The organism is Streptomyces sp. DT190, from assembly GCF_049846985.1.
In the GTDB taxonomy this organism is placed as follows: domain Bacteria; phylum Actinomycetota; class Actinomycetes; order Streptomycetales; family Streptomycetaceae; genus Streptomyces.
Window position 1 is genome coordinate 483,265 of sequence record NZ_JBNCNM010000002.1, and the last position, 17,544, is coordinate 500,808.

A 17,544-nucleotide genomic window follows, 5' to 3' on the forward strand; every position below is an offset into this window, starting at 1 on the left:
CTCTTCCGTATGCTCCCTGCATGCCCGATGTCCGGCTGGCCTCACCGCAGGGCAAGTGGATCCTGCTCACCACCGTCCTCGGCTCCAGCATGGCGCTGCTGGACTCGACCGTCGTCAACGTCGCCCTGCCGCGCATCGGCCGCGACCTCGACGCGGACCTGGCCGCCCTGCAGTGGACGGTCAACGCGTACATGGTCACGCTGGCCGGGCTGATCCTGCTGGGCGGGGCGCTCGGGGACCGGTACGGGCGGCGCAGGGTGTTCGTCGTCGGGGTGGTGTGGTTCGCGGTGGCGTCCCTGCTGTGCGGGCTGGCGCCGAGCGCGGAGGTGCTGATCGCCGCGCGGGCCCTGCAGGGGGTCGGCGGTGCGCTGCTGACGCCCGGGTCGCTGGCGCTGATCCAGGCGTCGTTCCACCCCGACGACCGGGGACGGGCGGTGGGCCTGTGGTCCGGCTTCGGCGGGATCGGGGCCGCGGTCGGGCCGTTCGTCGGGGGCTGGCTGGTGGACGGGCCGGGGTGGCGGTGGGTGTTCCTGCTGAACGTGCCGCTGGCGGTGCTGTGCGTGCCGGTCGCGCTGCGGCATGTGCCCGAGTCCGGGGACGGGCGGGCCCACGGGCGGTTCGACGTGCTCGGGGCCGTGCTGGGGGCGGTGGCGCTCGCGCTGGTGACGTACGCGCTGATCGAGGCCGGTGAGGGCGGTGCGGTGGCGGCTGTCTCGGCGGTGGCCGGGGTGGCGGCCGCCGTCGCGTTCGTGGTCGTCGAGCGGCGGCGGGCCGAGCCGATGATGCCGCCGGACATCTTCGCGTCCCGCCAGTTCACAGCCGTCAACCTGGTCACGCTGTGCGTGTACGCCGCGCTCGGCGGGTTCTTCTTCCTCGCCGCGCTGCAACTGCAGGTGGTGGTGGGCTACTCGGCCCTCGCCGCCGGTACGGCGCTGCTGCCCACGACCGTGCTGATGCTGCTGCTGTCCGCGCGCTCCGGGGAACTGGCCGACCGGATCGGGCCGCGGCTGCCGCTCACGGTGGGTCCGCTGCTGAGCGCGGCCGGGATGCTGCTGATGCTGCGGGTCGGGCCGGGGGCGTCCTACTCGGGCGATGTGCTGCCGGCGCTGCTGGTGCTCGGGCTGGGCATGGTGACCCTCGTGGCACCCCTGACGGCGACGGTGCTGGGGTCGGTGAGCGTGGCGCGGGCCGGGCTGGCGAGCGGCATCAACAACGCGGCGGCCCGGGCGGCCGGGCTGCTGGCGGTGGCGGCGTTGCCGCTGCTGGCGGGGATGGGCGAGGAGGCGTACCGGGAGCCTTCGGCCTTCGACGCGGCGTTCGGCCGGGCGATGGTGTGGTGCGCCGGGGCGCTGGTCGTGGGGGCGGTGGTCGCGGCCGCCGCGGTACGCAGGCCGCCGCCGGGTTGCAAGCGGCCGGAATGCCTGCGGCACGGCGGGGTGACGGCACCGCCGCTGGAGGGGGAGCCGGTACGCAAGACGCTGGGATAGCGACCCCGTCCCGCCACGGGCCGGTACGGCCTCCGACCCAGTACGCGGCCTGCGGCTGGGTGGGTGGTGTCCGGCCGCGTGGGTGGTGACCGGTCCAGTGAGTGGTGTCCGCCGGGTGAGTGGTGTCCGCCGGGTGGGTGGTGTCCGGCCGCGTGGGTGGTGTCCGGCCGGCCGGGTGAGTGGTGTCCGGCCCAGTGAGTGGCGTCCGGCCGGTATCAGGCCTCCGCCCGGTGCGCGGTCTCCGTCCTGGCGGGGTGCCCCGGTCACCGCCCGGTGCCCCGTCCGCGCGGCGCGGTGGCGGGGCGCCGCGCAGTGCACGCAGACCGCGCACCGGACGGGGTGCCACGCGGAGGCAGGGCACCACGCGGTGAGCTGGGCACCACGCAGTGAGCGGGGCGCCGCGCAGGGAGGGGCACCCATGGGTGGGGAGCCCAGCCCCCGGCCGGCCCCCGCCCGGCCCTCCGGCCCAGCCCCCGGCCCACTGCGCTGCCGTCGGCGGGATGGCGCAGACTTGGGGCATGTCCATTCACGAGAACCTCCTCGGGGGCCCGCCCCCGACCCACCTGCCCGATGACCCCGGGCCGCGCGAGATGCTCGCGTCGGGCGCCTCGTCCGTCGACGTCGCCGCCGCGCACCCCACTTCCTCGCTCGCCTGGGCGCAGCTCGCCGACGAGGCGTTCGAGCGCGGCGCGGCCGTGGAGTCGTACGCCTACGCCCGTACGGGTTACCACCGCGGCCTGGACGCGCTGCGCCGCAACGGCTGGAAGGGCCACGGCCCGGTGCCGTGGGAGCACGAGCCGAACCGCGGTTTCCTGCGCGCCCTGCACGCCCTCGCCCGCGCCGCCCAGGCGATCGGCGAGCAGGAGGAGTACGAGCGCTGCTCCCAGTTCCTGAAGGACTCCTCGCCGACGGCGGCGCAGGTCCTGGGCTGACGGCGGCCTGACGGCGCGCTGACGGCGCGCCGGCAACGCTCCGTGCACGTGAGGCCCGTCCCGTCCGGCGGGCGGGCCTTGCGGTTCGGAGAGCGACCCCGCAGGATGCGGATTGGGGACCGGGGCCCCCGTGCCGGCATCGGCAGGGGCGGACCGCTACCCGGAGTTATCTGCAGGAGACAGCGATGTCCCACGAGGCTCACGAGCCCGAGACCCCGCATCTCGACTTCCACGGCACCACGCCGTACGAGGACTACGTCAAGGCGGACGTGCTCACGCACCTCCAGCACACCCTCTCCGACGACCCCGGAGAGATGGTCTTCCTGGTGACGACCCAGGTGATGGAGCTGTGGTTCACCGTCATCGTCCACGAGTGGGAGACGGCGGCACACGCGCTCAGGGGCGACGACGTCCCCACCGCCATCGCCGCGCTGAAGCGGTCCGTGCGGGAACTGGAGGCGCTCAACTCCTCCTGGAAGCCGCTCGCCCAGCTCACGCCCGCCCAGTTCAACTCGTACCGCAGCGCCCTCGGCGAGGGCTCCGGCTTCCAGTCGGCGATGTACCGGCGGATGGAGTTCCTGCTCGGCGACAAGTCCGCGTCGATGCTCGTGCCGCACCGGGGCGCCCAGCGCGTGCACGCCGAGCTGGAGAAGGCGCTGCACGAGCCGAGCCTGTACGACGAGGTCGTGCGGCTGCTCGCGCGGCGCGGGTACGACATCCCCGAGTCGGTGCTGCGGCGCGACGTCGCGCGGCGCTACGAGCCCTCGCCGGAGGTCGAGGCCGCGTGGACGGCCGTCTACTCGGGCGACGAGCAGCACGAGATCGCCCGCCTCGGCGAGGCGCTGAGCGACGTCGCCGAGCTGGTGTGGCGCTGGCGCAACGACCATCTCGTCGCCACCCGCCGCGCGATGGGCGCCAAGACCGGCACGGGCGGCTCCGCCGGGGTGGCCTGGCTGGAGAAGCGCGCCCAGAAGAACGTGTTCCCCGAGCTGTGGACGGCGCGGTCGTATGTCTGAGCTGACCGTACGCGCGGAGAAACTGGACACCGCCGACGAACTGGCCGGCAAGCGGGCGGAGTTCGTCACCGACGACGTGGTGTACCTCGACGGCAACTCCCTCGGCGCCCTGCCGGCCGTCGTCCCCGGCCGGGTGGCGGACGTCGTCAGCCGCCAGTGGGGCGAGCTGCGCATCCGCTCGTGGGAGGAGAGCGGCTGGTGGACGGCGCCCGAGCGGATCGGCGACCGTGTCGCCCCGCTGGTCGGGGCCGCGCCCGGGCAGGTCGTGGTGGGCGACTCCACGAGCGTCAACGTCTTCAAGGCCCTGGTCGGGGCGGTGCGGATGGCCGGGCAGGGGCGTGACGAGATCCTCGTCGACGCCACGACCTTCCCGACCGACGGGTACATCGCCGAGTCCGCCGCCCGGATGACCGGGTGCACGCTGCGGCCCGTGGCACCGGCGGAGGTGCCGGGCGCGCTGGGGCGGCGCACCGCCGCCGTCCTGCTCAACCACGTCGACTACCGCACCGGCCGGCTGCACGACCTGCCGGCCCTGACCGCCGCGGTGCACGAGGCGGGGGCGTACGCCGTCTGGGACCTGTGCCACAGCGCGGGCGCCCTGCCGGTGGGGCTGGACGAGCACGGCGTGGACCTGGCGGTCGGTTGCACCTACAAGTACCTCAACGGCGGGCCGGGTTCGCCGGCGTACCTGTACGTGCGGCGGGAGCTGCAGGACCGCTTCGACTCCCCGCTGCCGGGCTGGAACTCGCACGCCGAGCCGTTCGGGATGCGCCCCGGCTACACACCGGCCGCCGGTGCGCCGCGCGGCCGGGTCGGCACGCCGGACATCCTCTCCATGCTCGCCCTGGAGGCGGCCCTGGAGGTGTGGGACGGGGTGTCGGTGGAGGCCGTGCGGGCCAAGTCCCTCGCCCTGACGGACTTCTTCCTGGAGTGCGTGGCGGCGTACGTGCCCGGTGACCGGGTCCAGTGCCTGACGCCGCTGGCGCACGCCGAGCGGGGCAGCCAGGTCGCGCTGCGCTGCGACGACGCCGCCGAGGTGATGAAGCGGCTCGTCGAGCAGGGCGTCGTCGGGGACTTCCGGGCCCCGGACGTGCTGCGCTTCGGATTCACCCCGCTGTACACGGGCTTCGCCGACGTGGAGCGGGCGGCACGGGTGCTGGCCGGCACGCTGGCCTGAGCCGCGGCGGGCCGGGACGCCCCCGGCGGTCCCGGCCCGCGCCGCCGCGGCAGTGGATCCCCGTGGGCTTCACCCAGCGTGACATGCCCGTGTCCCCGCATGTCACGGGCCTGGTACCGTCCCGGCCAACGGCTGAACGGTCACCGGTCCGCCGCGTACGTTTCATCGCTGAGAGGTTGGAGCATGACGGACGACGTCGCAGCAGCACGGGCCGCTGCCGAGGAGGAGGCGGCCTTCTCCCACGCGCCCGTCGACCCCGACGCCACCGCTGCCTACGGCGACCACCCCGACCAGGTGATCGACTTCTACGCGCCCCGCCGGCAGGGCGGCCCGGGCGGGCCCGCCCCGGTGGTGGCCGTGCTGCACGGCGGTGCCTGGCGGGCCCCGTACGACCGGCGCCACATCAGCCCCTTCGCCGAGTTCCTGGCCCGGCGCGGGTTCGCCGTGGCCAGCGTCGAGTACCGGCGCGGGGACGACGGCGTCGCGGGCGCGGGCCGCTGGCCCGACACGTTCGACGACGTCGCCGCCGCGCTGGACGCCCTGCCCGCGCTCGTGGGGGAGGTGCTGCCGCAGGCCGATCCACGCCGCACGGTCCTCACCGGTCACTCGGCGGGCGGGCACCTCGCGCTGTGGGGTGCGGCCCGGCACGTCCTGCCGGCCGGCTCGCCCTGGCGCGGCGGTGGCTCGGCGACCCTGCGCGGCGTGGTCGCCCTGGCGCCGATCGCGGACCTCGCGGTCGCCGACAAATTGGACGTGTGCGGCGGCGCGGTACGCCAACTGCTGGGCGGCGAGGAGCACTTCGCCGAGCGGCAGCCGTACGCGGACCCGGCGCTGCTGCTGCCGACCGGCATCGCCACCACCCTCGTCCAGGGCCGCGCGGACCGCGAGGTGCCGCAGCTGGTCGCCGAGTCGTACGCGGACGCGGCGGCGAAGGCCGGGGAGATGGTGGGCGTGACGCTGCTGGAGGACGTGGGGCACTTCCCGCTCATCGACCCGGCGGCGGACGCGTGCGCGGTGGTGGCCGAGGAGATCGCGCAACTGGCCTGGTGAACGGCCCTGTTCGAGGCCCGTGGTGGTCCGGCCCCGGTCATACCCCTAGTACCTGAGAGCTACGCCGCGGATGAGCTCCGCGGCGGGACGCGGACGACGGCTCCCGCTCCGTAACTTCCTTTCCACGCGGACCCGATGGCCGGGCGCGGTGGAGGGGGACGTCCGTGGGACTCGCAGCGAAGGACCGCCGTGGCGACGGGGCACGGCGGTCCCGTGCCGGACGGTGGCGCCGGGCCGTGCTCGCCGCCCTCGTCACGGGCGCCGTGGTGTTCCCGCTCTCCGCGGCCGTGCGACCGGAGATCCCCGCACCGCCCCCGGCCGTCCTGGCCCCGCTCGACGCGTCGACGCTCGACGCGGCGTACGCGGCCAACCGGGCCAACGCCGCCGAGGCGGCCCGCACCGCGGCCGCCCACCACCACCGGGACCGGGCCGCGGCCGACCGCCGACTGGCCTCCGAGAAGCGGCAGTTGCTCGCGTTCGACGGCCGCGGCCCCGGCCGGGTGACGGAGGTCCTGGGCGACCTGGCCCGCGCCGGGCGCGTCGCCGTCCTGGTCCCCGGCTCCGACACGAGCATCGACACCTACGGCCGGTTCCACGCGGCCGCCGCCGCCCTGTACGGGCAGCTCACACGGCAGGCCCCGGGCACGCGCACCGCGGTCGTGGCCTGGCTGGGCTACGAGACGCCGGGCACGGTCAGCACGGCGGTCACCACGACCGGCCGAGCCGACCGGGCCGCCCCGCGCCTGCGGGAACTCGTGGCCGGGCTGCGGGCCGTCACCGGCCGCGGACCGCGCATCGCGCTGCTGTGCCACTCCTACGGCTCGGTGGTGTGCGCACGGGCCGCCGCCGGGCTCGCCGTCGACGACATCGCGCTCGTCGGCAGCCCGGGCACCGGCGCCGGCACCGCCGCCGGCCTGCGCACCCGGGCCCGCGTGTGGGCGGCCCGGGGCGCCGCCGACTGGGTGGAGAACGTCCCGCACGTCAGCGCCGGCCTGTTCGGCACCACCGTCGGCTTCGGCACCGACCCCGTCTCCCCGGGCTTCGGCGCCCGCGTCTTCTCTGCCGGGGACGGCGGTCACAGCGACTACTTCCGACCCGGCTCGACCTCCCTGACCAACCTGGCCCGGATCGTCCTGGGCGAGACCAAGGCGGTGACCCATGACTGACCCCGGCGTACGAGGCATCCGCGGCGGACTGCGGCGCGGTGCGCGGCGGTTCGGCGCCGCCACCCCGCCCGGCCGCGACCGGGCGGTGGACGCCCTGCGGGCCGCCGCCGTCCTCGGCGTCGTCCTCGGGCACTGGCTGGTCACGGCCCTGGTCGCCGACAGCGGCACGCTGCGCACGGCCAGCCCCCTGCGGCCCATGCCCTGGCTCGCGCCCATCTCCTGGATCTTCCAGACGCTGGCGGTGTTCTTCCTGGTCGGGGGCCATGTCGCCACCCGCGGCCACGCCTCGGCCCGGGCCCGGGGCGTGTCCTACCGCGGCTGGCTGGCGGGCCGTCTGGCCCGGCTGGGCAGGCCCGTCCTGGCCGTCCTCGCGCTGTGGACGGTCGCGGCGTCGGCGCTGCTGCTGTCGGGCGCGGAGTTCGGGACGGTCCGCACCCTGGTGAAGCTGGCCCTGTCCCCGCTGTGGTTCCTCGTGGTGTTCGCCGTCCTGACGGCGGCGACCCCGCTGCTGGCCCGGCTCAACCCGCTGTGGCCGCTGGCCGTCGTCCTCCACGTGGACCTGCTGCGCTTCGGCCTCGGCGGCCCGGCCTGGCTGGGCTGGGTGAACGTGGTCGCCGGGTGGCTGGTGCCGTACACCCTGGGCGCCGCCTGGACCCGGGGCGAGCTGGAGCGCCCGCGCGCGGGCTGGATCCTGCTCGGGTCGGGCGCGGTGGCGACCGCGGCGCTCGTCGCCTGGGTGGGCTACCCGGCGTCGATGGTCGGCGTCCCGGGCCAGGGCGTGTCCAACCTGGACCCGCCGACCCTGGCCGTCGTCACCTTCGGCCTGGCCCAGTGCGGGCTCGCCCTGCTGCTGCGCGAGCGGCTGCGGAGGGCCATGCGCCGGCCCGTGGCCTGGGCGGCGGTGGCGCTCGTCAACCTCTCGGCGATGACCGTCTTCCTCTGGCACCAGACGGCCCTGATGGCCACGACCGCCACCGGCCTCCTCGCGGGCCGGCTCCCCGGGCTGCACACCCCGCCCGACGGTTTCGGCTGGGTCGGGGCCCGGCTGCTGTGGCTGCCCGTGTTCGCCGCGGCCCTCGCCGTCTGCTGGGCCGCCTTCCACCCCTTCGAGCGGGGCGGGGGCCCGGGGCGCAGGTCGCGGGTGGTGCGCGAGCACCGCCCCTCCGACCGGGGGACGACGGCTCGGGCCCGTCATGTCTAGGCTGGGCCGGGTGAGGGACACGGGGGTGGGCCGCGCGCTGCGAGCGCGCGTCACGGGATGGCTGCGCGCACTGGGCGCGGACCTGTGGCACCTCCGGGCGGATCCGCTGCCGCCCTCCACCTGGCTGCGCTGGCTGCCGCACGCGGTGGTGTGCCTGGCGGCGTTCGGGGTCCTGGTCGGCGGCGCCGGCGACATGACCGACAACGGCCACCTGGGCTCGGGCCTGGCCCTGCTGGTCGCGGGCGCGCAGGGCGGCGCCATGGTCCTGGGGCTGTGGCGGCCGGTGCCGGCCTGGTGGCTGTCCCTGGGCGCCTTCCTCGTGTGCGCCCTGACGGTGCGCGGCCGGCTCTCGTTCGACGGCCCGGAGACCTACACCTGGCCCTGGACCGCGGCCGGCCTGATCGGCGAGACGTTCGTGCTGCTGCTGCTCGCCCTGCGGGTGCCCACCCGCGCGGCGACGGCGGCCCTGGCCCTGACCGCGCTGCTCACCTACGTCCTGGAGGGCCTGGGCGGCGGGCGCTACGACACCACCGGGGTGCTCGCCACCTCCCTGTTCACCGTCGTCGTGATAGTCGGCACCTCCCTGCGCGGCCGCCGCGAGGCCCGGGCGCAGCTCGTCGCGCAGACCACGCTCACCGCCGAGGAGCGCACCCGGCGCACCCTGCTGGAGGAGCGCAGCCGTATCGCCCGCGAACTGCACGACGTGGTGGCCCACCACATGTCGGTCATCTCCATCCAGGCGCAGGTCGCCCCGCACCTCGTGCAGGACCCGCCCGACGAGCTCAAGGAGAACCTCGCCGGCATCCGGCAGAACGCGCTGGAGGCGCTGACCGAGCTGCGCCGGGTGCTGGGCGTGCTGCGCTCGGAGCAGACCGGGCCGGGGGACACCGCGGGCCCGGGCGGCGCGCACGCCCCGCAGCCCACGCTGGACCGGCTCGACGCCCTGGTGGAGAACACCCGGGCCGCCGGCCGCGAGGTCCTCACCGAGATCGACGGCGAGCGGCGCCCCCTGCCGCCCGGGGTGGAGCTGTCGGCGTACCGGATCGTGCAGGAGGCGCTGAGCAACGCCCTGCGGCACGCGCCCGGCGCGCGGATCACCGTCCGGCTCACCTACGGGCCGGACGGCCTGGAAGTGGAGATCGTCAACGGCCGCCCGACCGCGCCCCCGCCGCCCTCGACCGGGGCGGGGCACGGGCTGCTCGGCATGCGGGAGCGCGTGGCGATGCTCGGCGGCACCATGACGGCCCACCCGTGGCACTGGGACGGCTTCAAGGTCACCGCCTTCCTCCCGGACACCCCGCCCGCCGACGCCCCGGGCACCGACCGCAGCACCGACCGCGAGGGAAGGACACCATGACGAGCGGCACCGGCGACCCCATCCGGGTCCTCATCGTCGACGACCAGGGCATGGTCCGGCAGGGCTTCACCGTCCTGCTCGGCACCCAGCCCGACATAGAGGTCGTCGGCGAGGCCCGGGACGGCGAGGAGGCCGTCGCCAAGGCCGCGGCGACCGCCCCGGACGTCGTCCTGATGGACATCCGCATGCCCGGCGTCGGCGGCATCGAGGCCACCGAGCGCATCACCGCCGCGCACCCGCACATCCGGGTGCTGGTGCTGACCACCTTCGACCTCGACGAGTACGTGTACGACGCGCTGCGCGCCGGGGCCTCCGGGTTCCTGCTGAAGGACGCCTCGTCGGAGCAGCTCGCCGAGGCGGTCCGGGTGGTGGCGGCCGGGGACGCGCTGCTCGCCCCCGTCATCACGCGCAAGCTGATCGCCGAGTTCTCCCGGCTGGACGGCAGACCCCGCGCCCCGCTGAAGGAACGCGTCGGCGACCTGACCGAGCGGGAGACGGAGGTGCTCGCCCTGATCGCGCAGGGCCTGTCCAACGCGGAGATCGCCCGGAACCTGTTCGTGGCGGAGCAGACGGTGAAGACGCACGTGGGCCGGATCCTGGTGAAGCTGGGCCTCAGGGACCGGACGCAGGCGGCGGTGTTCGCCTACGAGTCGGGACTGGTGCGGCCGTCGGGGTACTGACCCGGACCCCGTAGTACCTGAGAGGGATGCCGCCGAACCCCTCTCACTGGGGACGACCGCGACCCCCCGGCGCGCCTACCGTTCTGTACGTGACCGAGACGACTCACCTGCAGACCACGCCGCCGGGGGACGGGGCCAAGCCGCGCAGCCCGGAGTTCCGGCTGGCCGCGGACGCCCTGCGCGGGCTGCGGCAGGACCTGATGCACGACGCGTTCGCCTACCGCCTGCTGCCGCGCATGCGCGTCGACGGCCCCCTGACCCGGCGGCTGCCCGGGCGCCTGCGGGAGTACGCGGCCTGGACACCGCACGCGGTGATCTGCGTGATCGCCCTGTTCGCCCTGGCGATCGCCACGGTCGACCGGGGCGTGGCCCTGCCGCTGGGGCTGCTCGCGGTGGTCCCGATCCTGCTGACCATGGTGCGGCCGATCGGCGCCTTCTGGTTGTCCCTGGCCGCTACCCCGCTCGCGCTTCCCTTCGGCGACCCGTGGGGGGACTGGCCCTGGCTGCCGGGCAGCTTCGCCTGCCACCTGACGGTGCTGACGATCGTCGCCATCCGCACCCGGCCGCGCACGGCCGCCTGGATGTGGACGCTGACCGCGCTCTACGGCCTCCTCGCGGAGACGATCTTCGGCTCGGCGGGCCGCTACGGCACCAACACCGGCCCCATGCTCGCCGTCTCCGCCTTCGTCCTCCTCGCCGTCACGGTCTGGCACGTCCGGCGCGACGCCGAGCAGGAGGTCACCGCCCAGCAGACGGTCACCGCGCACGAGCGGTCCCGGCGCACGCTGCTGGAGGAGCGCACCACCATCGCCCGCGAGCTGCACGACGTGGTCGCGCACCACATGTCGGTGGTCGCCATCCAGGCCGAGGCCGCGCCCTACCGGGTGGAGAACCCGCCGCCGGAGCTGGAGAAGGCCTTCGCCACGATCCGGGAGAACGCGGTGGCGGCGCTGACCGAGCTGCGCCGTGTCCTGGGCGTCGTCCGCGCCGAGGACTACGAGGCCCCGGACGCCCCGCAGCCCACCCTCGCCGACCTGGAGGGCCTGCTGGCCAATGTGCGGGACGCCGGGCTGAACGTGGAGAAGGCCGTGACCGGGGCGGTGCGGGAGCTGCCGCAGGGCGTGGAGCTGTCGGCGTACCGGATCGTGCAGGAGGCGCTGAGCAACAGCCTGCGGCACGCCCCGGGGGCGACCGCCCGGGTGGAGATCGGGTACGTGCTCGGCGGCCTGGGCCTGCGCATAGTCAACGGCCCGCCGCCGAACCCGAGCCTGATCAAGCCCTCGCCGGGTGCCGGGCACGGCATCACGGGCATGCGGGAGCGGGTGGCGATGCTGAACGGCGGGATGACGGCGGGCGGCACGGACGACGGAGGCTACGAGGTGACGGTGTTCCTGCCGGTCGCCCTGCCGGACGAGGATGAGGCATGACCATCCGCGTACTGATCGCGGACGACCAGATGATGGTGCGCGAGGGCTTCTCGGTCCTGCTGAACGCGATGCCGGACATCGAGGTCGTCGGCGAGGCGGTCAACGGCCGGGAGGCCGTGGCCAAGGTCCGCGAACTCGGCCCTGACGTCGTGCTCATGGACATCCGCATGCCCGAGCTGAACGGCATCGAGGCGACCCGCGAGATCGTCGCCGCCGACGGCGCGGCGAAGGTGCTGGTGCTCACCACGTTCGACCTCGACGAGTACGTCTACCAGGCACTGCGCGCGGGCGCCTCCGGCTTCCTGCTCAAGGACGCCTCGGCCCGCCAGCTCGCCGACGGGGTGCGGGTCGTGGCGTCCGGCGAGGCGCTGCTGGCCCCCTCGGTGACCCGGCGCCTGATCACCGAGTTCTCCAAGCTCGCCGAGAAGCCGCGCCTGCTGCCCTCCGCGCAGGCGGCCTACGGTGATCTCACCGAGCGGGAGACGGAGGTGCTCGTGCTGATCGCGCAGGGCCTGTCGAACTCGGAGATCGCCGAGCGGCTGGTGGTGGCCGAGTCGACGATCAAGACGCACGTCAGCCGGATCCTGGTGAAGCTGGGTCTCAGGGACCGGACGCAGGCGGCGGTGTTCGCCTACGAGGCGCGGCTGGTGACGCCCGGGTGACGCAGGGTGCCGCCCCTGGTCAGAGTGGGGTGGGGCGGGCTAGCGTCCGTTCATGGCAGCTGCTCTTGACCTCGGGTTCGACCCGTGGGACCCGGCGTTCCTCGCCGACCCGTACCCCGCCTACGCCGAGCTGCGTGCCCGGGGCCGCGTGCACTGGTTCGAGCCCACGAACCAGTGGCTCGTCCCGCACCACGCGGACGTCTCGGCGCTGCTGCGCGACCGGCGTCTGGGCCGGACGTACCAGCACCTCTTCACGCACGAGGAGTTCGGCCGCACCCCGCCTCCGCCGGAGCACGAGCCGTTCCACACGCTCAACGACCACGGGATGCTCGACCTGGAGCCGCCGGACCACACCCGGATCCGCCGCCTGGTGTCGAAGGCGTTCACGCCGCGCACGGTGGAGCGGCTGAAGCCGTACGTGCGGGAGCTGGCCGACGAGCTCGCCGCGGGCCTGGTCGAGCGGGGCGGCGGGGATCTGCTGAAGGAGGTCGCCGAGCCCCTGCCGGTCGCGGTGATCGCGGAGATGCTCGGCATCCCCGAGTCCGACCGGGCTCCGCTGCGCCCCTGGTCGGCGGACATCTGCGGGATGTACGAGCTGAAGCCGTCACCGGAGACGGCACGCCGGGCGGTGCGGGCGTCGGTCGAGTTCTCCGACTACCTGCGCGAGCTGATCGCGGCCCGCCGCAAGGAGCCGGGCGAGGATCTCGTCTCAGGCCTGATCGCGGCCCACGACGAGGGCGACCGCCTCACCGAGCAGGAGATGATCTCCACCTGCGTCCTGCTGCTCAACGCGGGCCACGAGGCGACGGTGAACGCCACGGTCAACGGCTGGTACGCCCTCTTCCGCAACCCCTCCGAGCTGGAGCGGCTGCGCGCCGACCACTCGCTCGTCCCCCGGGCGGTCGAGGAGCTGATGCGCTACGACACCCCGCTGCAGCTCTTCGAGCGCTGGGTGCTGGACGAGATCGAGATCGACGGGACGACGATCCCGCGCGGCGCGGAGATCGCCCTGCTCTTCGGCTCCGCCAACCACGACCCGGAGGTCTTCGCCGACCCGGGCCGCCTCGACCTCGCTCGCGCCGACAACCCGCACATCTCCTTCAGTGCCGGCATCCACTACTGCATCGGCGCGCCGCTGGCCCGGATCGAGCTGGCGGCGTCGATGGCGGCGTTGCTGGAGAAGGCGCCGGCGCTGCGGCTCGCCGCCGAGCCGCAGCGCAAGCCCAACTTCGTGATCAGAGGGCTGGAAGGGCTCGGTGTGGAGGTCGGCTGACCCCGGGCCGGGCGCGGGGCGGGGCCGGCCGGTTCACACCGACAGGTCCCGTCTGCGCAGCCCGGCCAGCCCTGCGGCGACCAGGGCCGCCGCCAGCACCGTCAGCACCCCCACGGGCGCCCATTCCATCGAGCCGCCCGGCAGCTTCGGCAGATGGCCGAACGGCGAGAGGTCCAGCACCGCCTGCGGCACGTCCAGCGCCGGACCGACCCAGCCGATCAGCAGCACCGCCCCGGCGACGCCCCAGGCCGCCGTCGCCGCCCGGGGCAGCACGCCGTGCAGCAGGACCGTCACACCGCCGATCACCCACACCGCCGGGAGCTGCACCAGGCACGCGGCCAGGACCGGGCCGGTCCGCCTGCCGTAGCCGACGGCGAGGCCGAGGCCGGCCAGGAGCATGATCAGGGCGGCTCCGCCGAAGGCGATGACCAGGTGCCCGGCGGCCCAGCGCAGCCGGCCCACCGCGTTGGCCAGGAGCGGTTCCGCCCGGCCGGAGGTCTCCTCGCCGTGCAGGCGCAGCACCGACGCGACGATGTAGAGGGCCGCGACCAGCCCGAGCATGCCGGTCATCGACGCCAGGAACGCGTCGGTCAGACCGGACCGGCCGCCCATCCGCTCGATGACGCGCCGGGCGCCCGCGTTGTCGCCGACCAGGTCGGCCGCGCCCTCGGCCATGCCGCCGTAGACGACGCCGGCGAGGAAGAAGCCGACGCCCCAGCCGAGCACGCTGCCGCGCTGCAGCCGCCAGGCCAGCGCGCCCGCGCTGCCCAGCCGGCCGGTCGCCGGACCGGGCCGGGTCGGCAGGAAGCTCATGCCGGTGTCGCGCCGGCCGGCCAGGGCGTACGCCACCGCCGCCTGGAGCAGCACGGCCGCGGCGGGGAGCGCCAGCACCCACCAGCGTTCGCCGGCGTAGGGGCGCAGGTTCTCCAGCCAGCCCAGCGGTGACAGCCACGTCAGCACCGAGGAGCCGTCGTCGGTCGCCGAGTCGCCCGCCGCGCGCAGCACGAACGCGACGCCCAGCACCGCGGCCGTCAGACCGCGGGCCAGCCGCGCGCTCTCCGTCAGCTGCGCGACGATCGCCGCCAGCGTGGCGAAGACCATGCCGACGCCCGCGATGCCGGCTCCCAGCGCCAGGGCGCCGCGCACCCCCTGGCCGGCCAGACCCGCCGTCAGCAGCAGGGCGAGGGTCCCGTTCGCGACCGCCGCCGCCAGCAGGGCCGCCGTCAGGGAGGCCCTGCGGCCCACCGTCCCGGACGCCAGCAGTTCCTGACGGCCGCTCTCCTCCTCGTCCCGGGTGTGCCGTACGACGACCAGCAGTCCGAGGACGGCGGCGAGGGCACCGGCGTACACGCCGGCCCGCCAGGCGGTCAGGGCGCCCAGGGAGTCGCCGAAGACCGGGCCGACCATCGCGCGCAGGGAGGAGTTGGTCCCCACCTGGCGGATCAGGTCGGCGCGCTCGGCCGGGGTGCCGTACAGGCCCTCCAGGGTGCCCGGCATGGACAGGACCATGACCGCGTTCACCGCGATCCACACCGGGATCAGCAGCCGGTCGCGGCGCAGCGCGAACCGCAGCAGGGTGCCCGTACCGGCCAGCTGTCGGGTGCCGCCGGACCGTGCCGCCAGGGTCGTCATCGGGCGGCCGCCTCGTCCTGGTAGTGCCGCAGGAACAGTTCCTCCAGCGTGGGCGGGGTCGAGGTCAGCGACCGCACGCCCGACGCGGTCAGCGACCGCAGGACGCCGTCCAGCCGGTCGGTGTCGACCTGGAGCCGGACACGGTGTCCCTGCACGTCGAGGTCGTGCACGCCGGGCAGCCCGGCCAGCCCGTCCGGTGGGGACGCGAGCTCGGCGACCACGCTGGTGCGGGTCAGGTGGCGCAGCTCGGCGAGCGACCCGCTCTCGACCGTGCGGCCCTTGCGGATGATGCTCACCCGGTCGCACAGCTCCTCCACCTCGCTGAGGATGTGCGAGGAGAGCAGGACGGTGCGGCCCCGGTCGCGCTCCTCGGTGACGCACCGCTGGAACACCTCCTCCATCAGCGGGTCGAGGCCCGAGGTCGGCTCGTCCAGGATCAGCAGGTCGACGTCCGAGGCGAACGCGGCGACCAGCGCGACCTTCTGCCGGTTGCCCTTGGAGTAGGTGCGGCCCTTCTTGGTGGGGTCGAGCTCGAACCGCTCGACCAGCTCCGCCCGGCGCCGGGGATCGAGGCCGCCGCGCAGCCGGCCGTAGAGGTCGATGACCTCGCCGCCGGAGAGGTTGCGCCACAGCGTCACGTCGCCGGGGACGTAGGCGATGCGGCGGTGCACCTCCACCGCGTCCGCCCACGGGTCGCGGCCCAGCACCCGCGCGGCCCCGGAGTCGGCGCGCAGCAGGCCGAGCAGGACGCGGATGGCGGTGGACTTGCCGGCGCCGTTGGGGCCGAGGAAGCCGTGGACCTCGCCCGGGGCGACCTCCAGGTCGAGCCCGTCGAGCGCGTGCGTCCGCCCGAAGGACTTGTGCAGTCCGGAGACGGTGATGGCCTTCGTCATGCCGACGAAGCTACGCTTACTTCAGAAATTTGTGAAGTTAAGAAAACGTATGAATCGCGGATAGGGTGAGCCGCATGACGGAATCAGCCGGTGGCGGCCGGGACGTGGAGGCGGTGTCGAGGTTCGTCGAGTCCTTCGCGGCGCAGCTCGTCGAGGCCGGGATGGCGCGGATGCCCGCCCGGGTCTTCGCCGCGCTGCTCTCCTCCGACACAGGCGTGCTGACCTCGGCCGAGCTGAGTGAACAGCTCCGGATCAGCCCCGCGGCGGTGTCCGGGGCGGTGCGCTACCTGGCCCAGACGCACATGGTGTCGCGCGAGCGGGAGCCCGGCTCGCGGAGGGAGCGCTACCGGGTGCACGGCGACCAGTGGTACGAGGCCCTGACCAACCGGGAAGCCGTCATCAAGCGCTGGGAGGGCGCCCTGCGTGAGGGCGTCACCAGCCTCGGACCCGACACGCCCGCCGGCCGCCGGATGGCCGAGACGCTGGCGTTCTTCGAGTTCGTCGAGGTCGAGGTCGTGGCGATGATGGAACGCTGGCGCGCCCACCGGGCGAAGAGGTTCGGCCCGGACCGGGACTGAACCCAGGCCCTAAGCCCCCGGCGGCAAGGTCAGCCCCCACGCCCCTTCCCTCACCACCCACGTCCGCGTCCGCACCGGACCCGACACCACCGCGTCCGCGCGGTAGCGGAAGTGCGCCCCCGAGACGGTCACCGTCCGGCCCTCCGCGAGCAGCGGTGAGGCCTCCGCGCCCACCGACACCGGCCGGACCTCCACCGACGCGTTCCCGTCGGGGCCCGGTGACACCGACACCGCCTCCACCGGCTGGTCCAGGTCGACCAGGGTCTTGCCGTCCACCTCGACCCGCAGCCGGGACGGCCCCGGCTCGGGTGCGGCCGCGAGCCGGGAGGGCCGGGCGGCCGGCCGCAGCGTGCGCACCAGGGACTGGCAGGTGCGCAGCCAGGGGTGGCCCGGCTCGGCGCCCTCGGGCTCGGGCTCCTGCGACGCGGCCGTCACCGGCGGTATCCGCAGCGCGCCGAGCACCACCCCGTCGCTGTCGTCGACCAGCAGGTCCATCCGCCGCTCCACCCCGTCCAGCACGGCCCGGGCCGCCGCCACCGTCCCGGTCGGCACCCCCAGGGAACGGGCCAGCGAGAGCGCCCCGCCGACGGGCACCACCGACAGCGCACATCCGGCCAGCTCCCGGTGCCGGTGCAGCAGCGCCACCGCGCGGATCAGGGCCCGGTCGTCACCCACCACCACCGGGCGGCGCGAGCCCCGCCGGCGCAGGGCCCGCGCGAACTCCTCCGCGTCGTCCGGCAGGCACAGCTTCACCGCCGCACCCGCTGTGAGCACGTCTTTCGCGATCCGCACGGACTCGCCGTCGGACCGACGGGCGACCGGGTCGACCACCACCAGCAGCTGCTCGGACCTCGCGGAAGTCGCCACCTCGGCCATGCCTCGCTTCCTCGGGTAGCATCTTTGTGCAAGAGCCCCTTGCGCTATTGCGCCAGGGGCTTCGTCTATTCCGGGGCATCCGGTCCGACGGTTGGCGGCCAACGGCGGTCGCGGTGCACGCGGCTGCGAAAGCTCCG

General features: G+C 74.9%; 16 protein-coding genes. 13 read left to right on the forward strand and 3 right to left on the reverse strand.

The features are described from left to right. The first annotated feature begins 20 nt into the window (after positions 1–20). The 12 genes from ACPXCS_RS05670 (at position 21) to ACPXCS_RS05725 (ending at position 13,428) form a co-directional block, all read left to right on the forward strand. Positions 21–1,487, forward strand: coding sequence for an MFS transporter (locus tag ACPXCS_RS05670; RefSeq protein WP_425943926.1), 1,467 nt, complete (start codon positions 21–23; stop codon positions 1,485–1,487). Between the two features lie 518 nt (positions 1,488–2,005). Then, positions 2,006–2,419, forward strand: coding sequence for a DUF3151 domain-containing protein (locus ACPXCS_RS05675; RefSeq protein ID WP_425943924.1), 414 nt, complete (start codon positions 2,006–2,008; stop codon positions 2,417–2,419). Between the two features lie 185 nt (positions 2,420–2,604). Next, positions 2,605–3,435: a tryptophan 2,3-dioxygenase family protein gene (locus ACPXCS_RS05680; protein ID WP_425943922.1), complete on the forward strand. Its 831-nt coding sequence runs from the start codon at positions 2,605–2,607 to the stop codon at positions 3,433–3,435. Then, positions 3,428–4,612, forward strand: a complete 1,185-nt coding sequence (kynU, locus tag ACPXCS_RS05685; RefSeq protein WP_425943920.1) for a kynureninase — start codon at positions 3,428–3,430, stop codon at positions 4,610–4,612. Before ACPXCS_RS05680 ends, kynU begins: the two co-directional genes overlap by 8 nt. A 183-nt stretch (positions 4,613–4,795) precedes the next feature. Then, positions 4,796–5,662 carry an alpha/beta hydrolase gene (locus ACPXCS_RS05690; protein ID WP_425943918.1) on the forward strand — a complete coding sequence of 289 codons (867 nt, stop codon included), beginning with the start codon at positions 4,796–4,798 and terminating at the stop codon, positions 5,660–5,662. A 164-nt stretch (positions 5,663–5,826) separates the two neighbouring features. Then, complete coding sequence (locus ACPXCS_RS05695) at positions 5,827–6,828, forward strand: alpha/beta hydrolase (RefSeq protein WP_425943916.1); 1,002 nt, start codon at positions 5,827–5,829, stop codon at positions 6,826–6,828. Further along, a complete protein-coding gene (locus ACPXCS_RS05700; protein WP_425943914.1) occupies positions 6,821–8,029 on the forward strand; it encodes an acyltransferase family protein in 1,209 nt (402 codons plus the stop codon). Before ACPXCS_RS05695 ends, ACPXCS_RS05700 begins: the two co-directional genes overlap by 8 nt. Next, a complete protein-coding gene (locus ACPXCS_RS05705) occupies positions 8,022–9,386 on the forward strand; it encodes a sensor histidine kinase (RefSeq protein ID WP_425943912.1) in 1,365 nt (454 codons plus the stop codon). The genes ACPXCS_RS05700 and ACPXCS_RS05705 overlap by 8 nt, the downstream gene beginning before the upstream one ends. Beyond that, entirely contained in the window at positions 9,383–10,066 is a 684-nt protein-coding gene (locus ACPXCS_RS05710; protein WP_425943910.1) for a response regulator, read from the forward strand. Before ACPXCS_RS05705 ends, ACPXCS_RS05710 begins: the two co-directional genes overlap by 4 nt. A gap of 89 nt (positions 10,067–10,155) precedes the next feature. After that, entirely contained in the window at positions 10,156–11,493 is a 1,338-nt protein-coding gene (locus ACPXCS_RS05715; RefSeq protein ID WP_425943908.1) for a sensor histidine kinase, read from the forward strand. After that, positions 11,490–12,155 (forward strand): response regulator, encoded by a 666-nt coding sequence (locus ACPXCS_RS05720; protein ID WP_425943906.1) that lies wholly within the window; start codon positions 11,490–11,492, stop codon positions 12,153–12,155. The genes ACPXCS_RS05715 and ACPXCS_RS05720 overlap by 4 nt, the downstream gene beginning before the upstream one ends. Before the next feature lie 52 nt (positions 12,156–12,207). Further along, on the forward strand, positions 12,208–13,428 hold the full coding sequence (locus ACPXCS_RS05725; protein WP_425943904.1) for a cytochrome P450: 1,221 nt from the start codon (positions 12,208–12,210) through the stop codon (positions 13,426–13,428). A 33-nt stretch (positions 13,429–13,461) separates the two neighbouring features. Here the strand turns inward: ACPXCS_RS05725 and ACPXCS_RS05730 are convergent, their stop codons facing one another. After that, positions 13,462–15,060 (reverse strand): ABC transporter permease, encoded by a 1,599-nt coding sequence (locus tag ACPXCS_RS05730; RefSeq protein ID WP_425943902.1) that lies wholly within the window; start codon positions 15,058–15,060, stop codon positions 13,462–13,464. Further along, on the reverse strand, positions 15,057–15,953 hold the full coding sequence (locus ACPXCS_RS05735; protein ID WP_425943900.1) for an ATP-binding cassette domain-containing protein: 897 nt from the start codon (positions 15,951–15,953) through the stop codon (positions 15,057–15,059). Before ACPXCS_RS05735 ends, ACPXCS_RS05730 begins: the two co-directional genes overlap by 4 nt. Before the next feature lie 74 nt (positions 15,954–16,027). On the opposite strand from ACPXCS_RS05735, the gene ACPXCS_RS05740 reads away from it, so the two are divergent. Further along, positions 16,028–16,531: a GbsR/MarR family transcriptional regulator gene (locus ACPXCS_RS05740; RefSeq protein ID WP_425943898.1), complete on the forward strand. Its 504-nt coding sequence runs from the start codon at positions 16,028–16,030 to the stop codon at positions 16,529–16,531. 9 nt (positions 16,532–16,540) lie between these two features. On the opposite strand, the gene ACPXCS_RS05745 is transcribed toward ACPXCS_RS05740, so the two are convergent. Continuing rightward, positions 16,541–17,407, reverse strand: coding sequence for a diacylglycerol kinase family protein (locus ACPXCS_RS05745; RefSeq protein WP_425943896.1), 867 nt, complete (start codon positions 17,405–17,407; stop codon positions 16,541–16,543). Positions 17,408–17,544 lie beyond the last annotated feature (137 nt).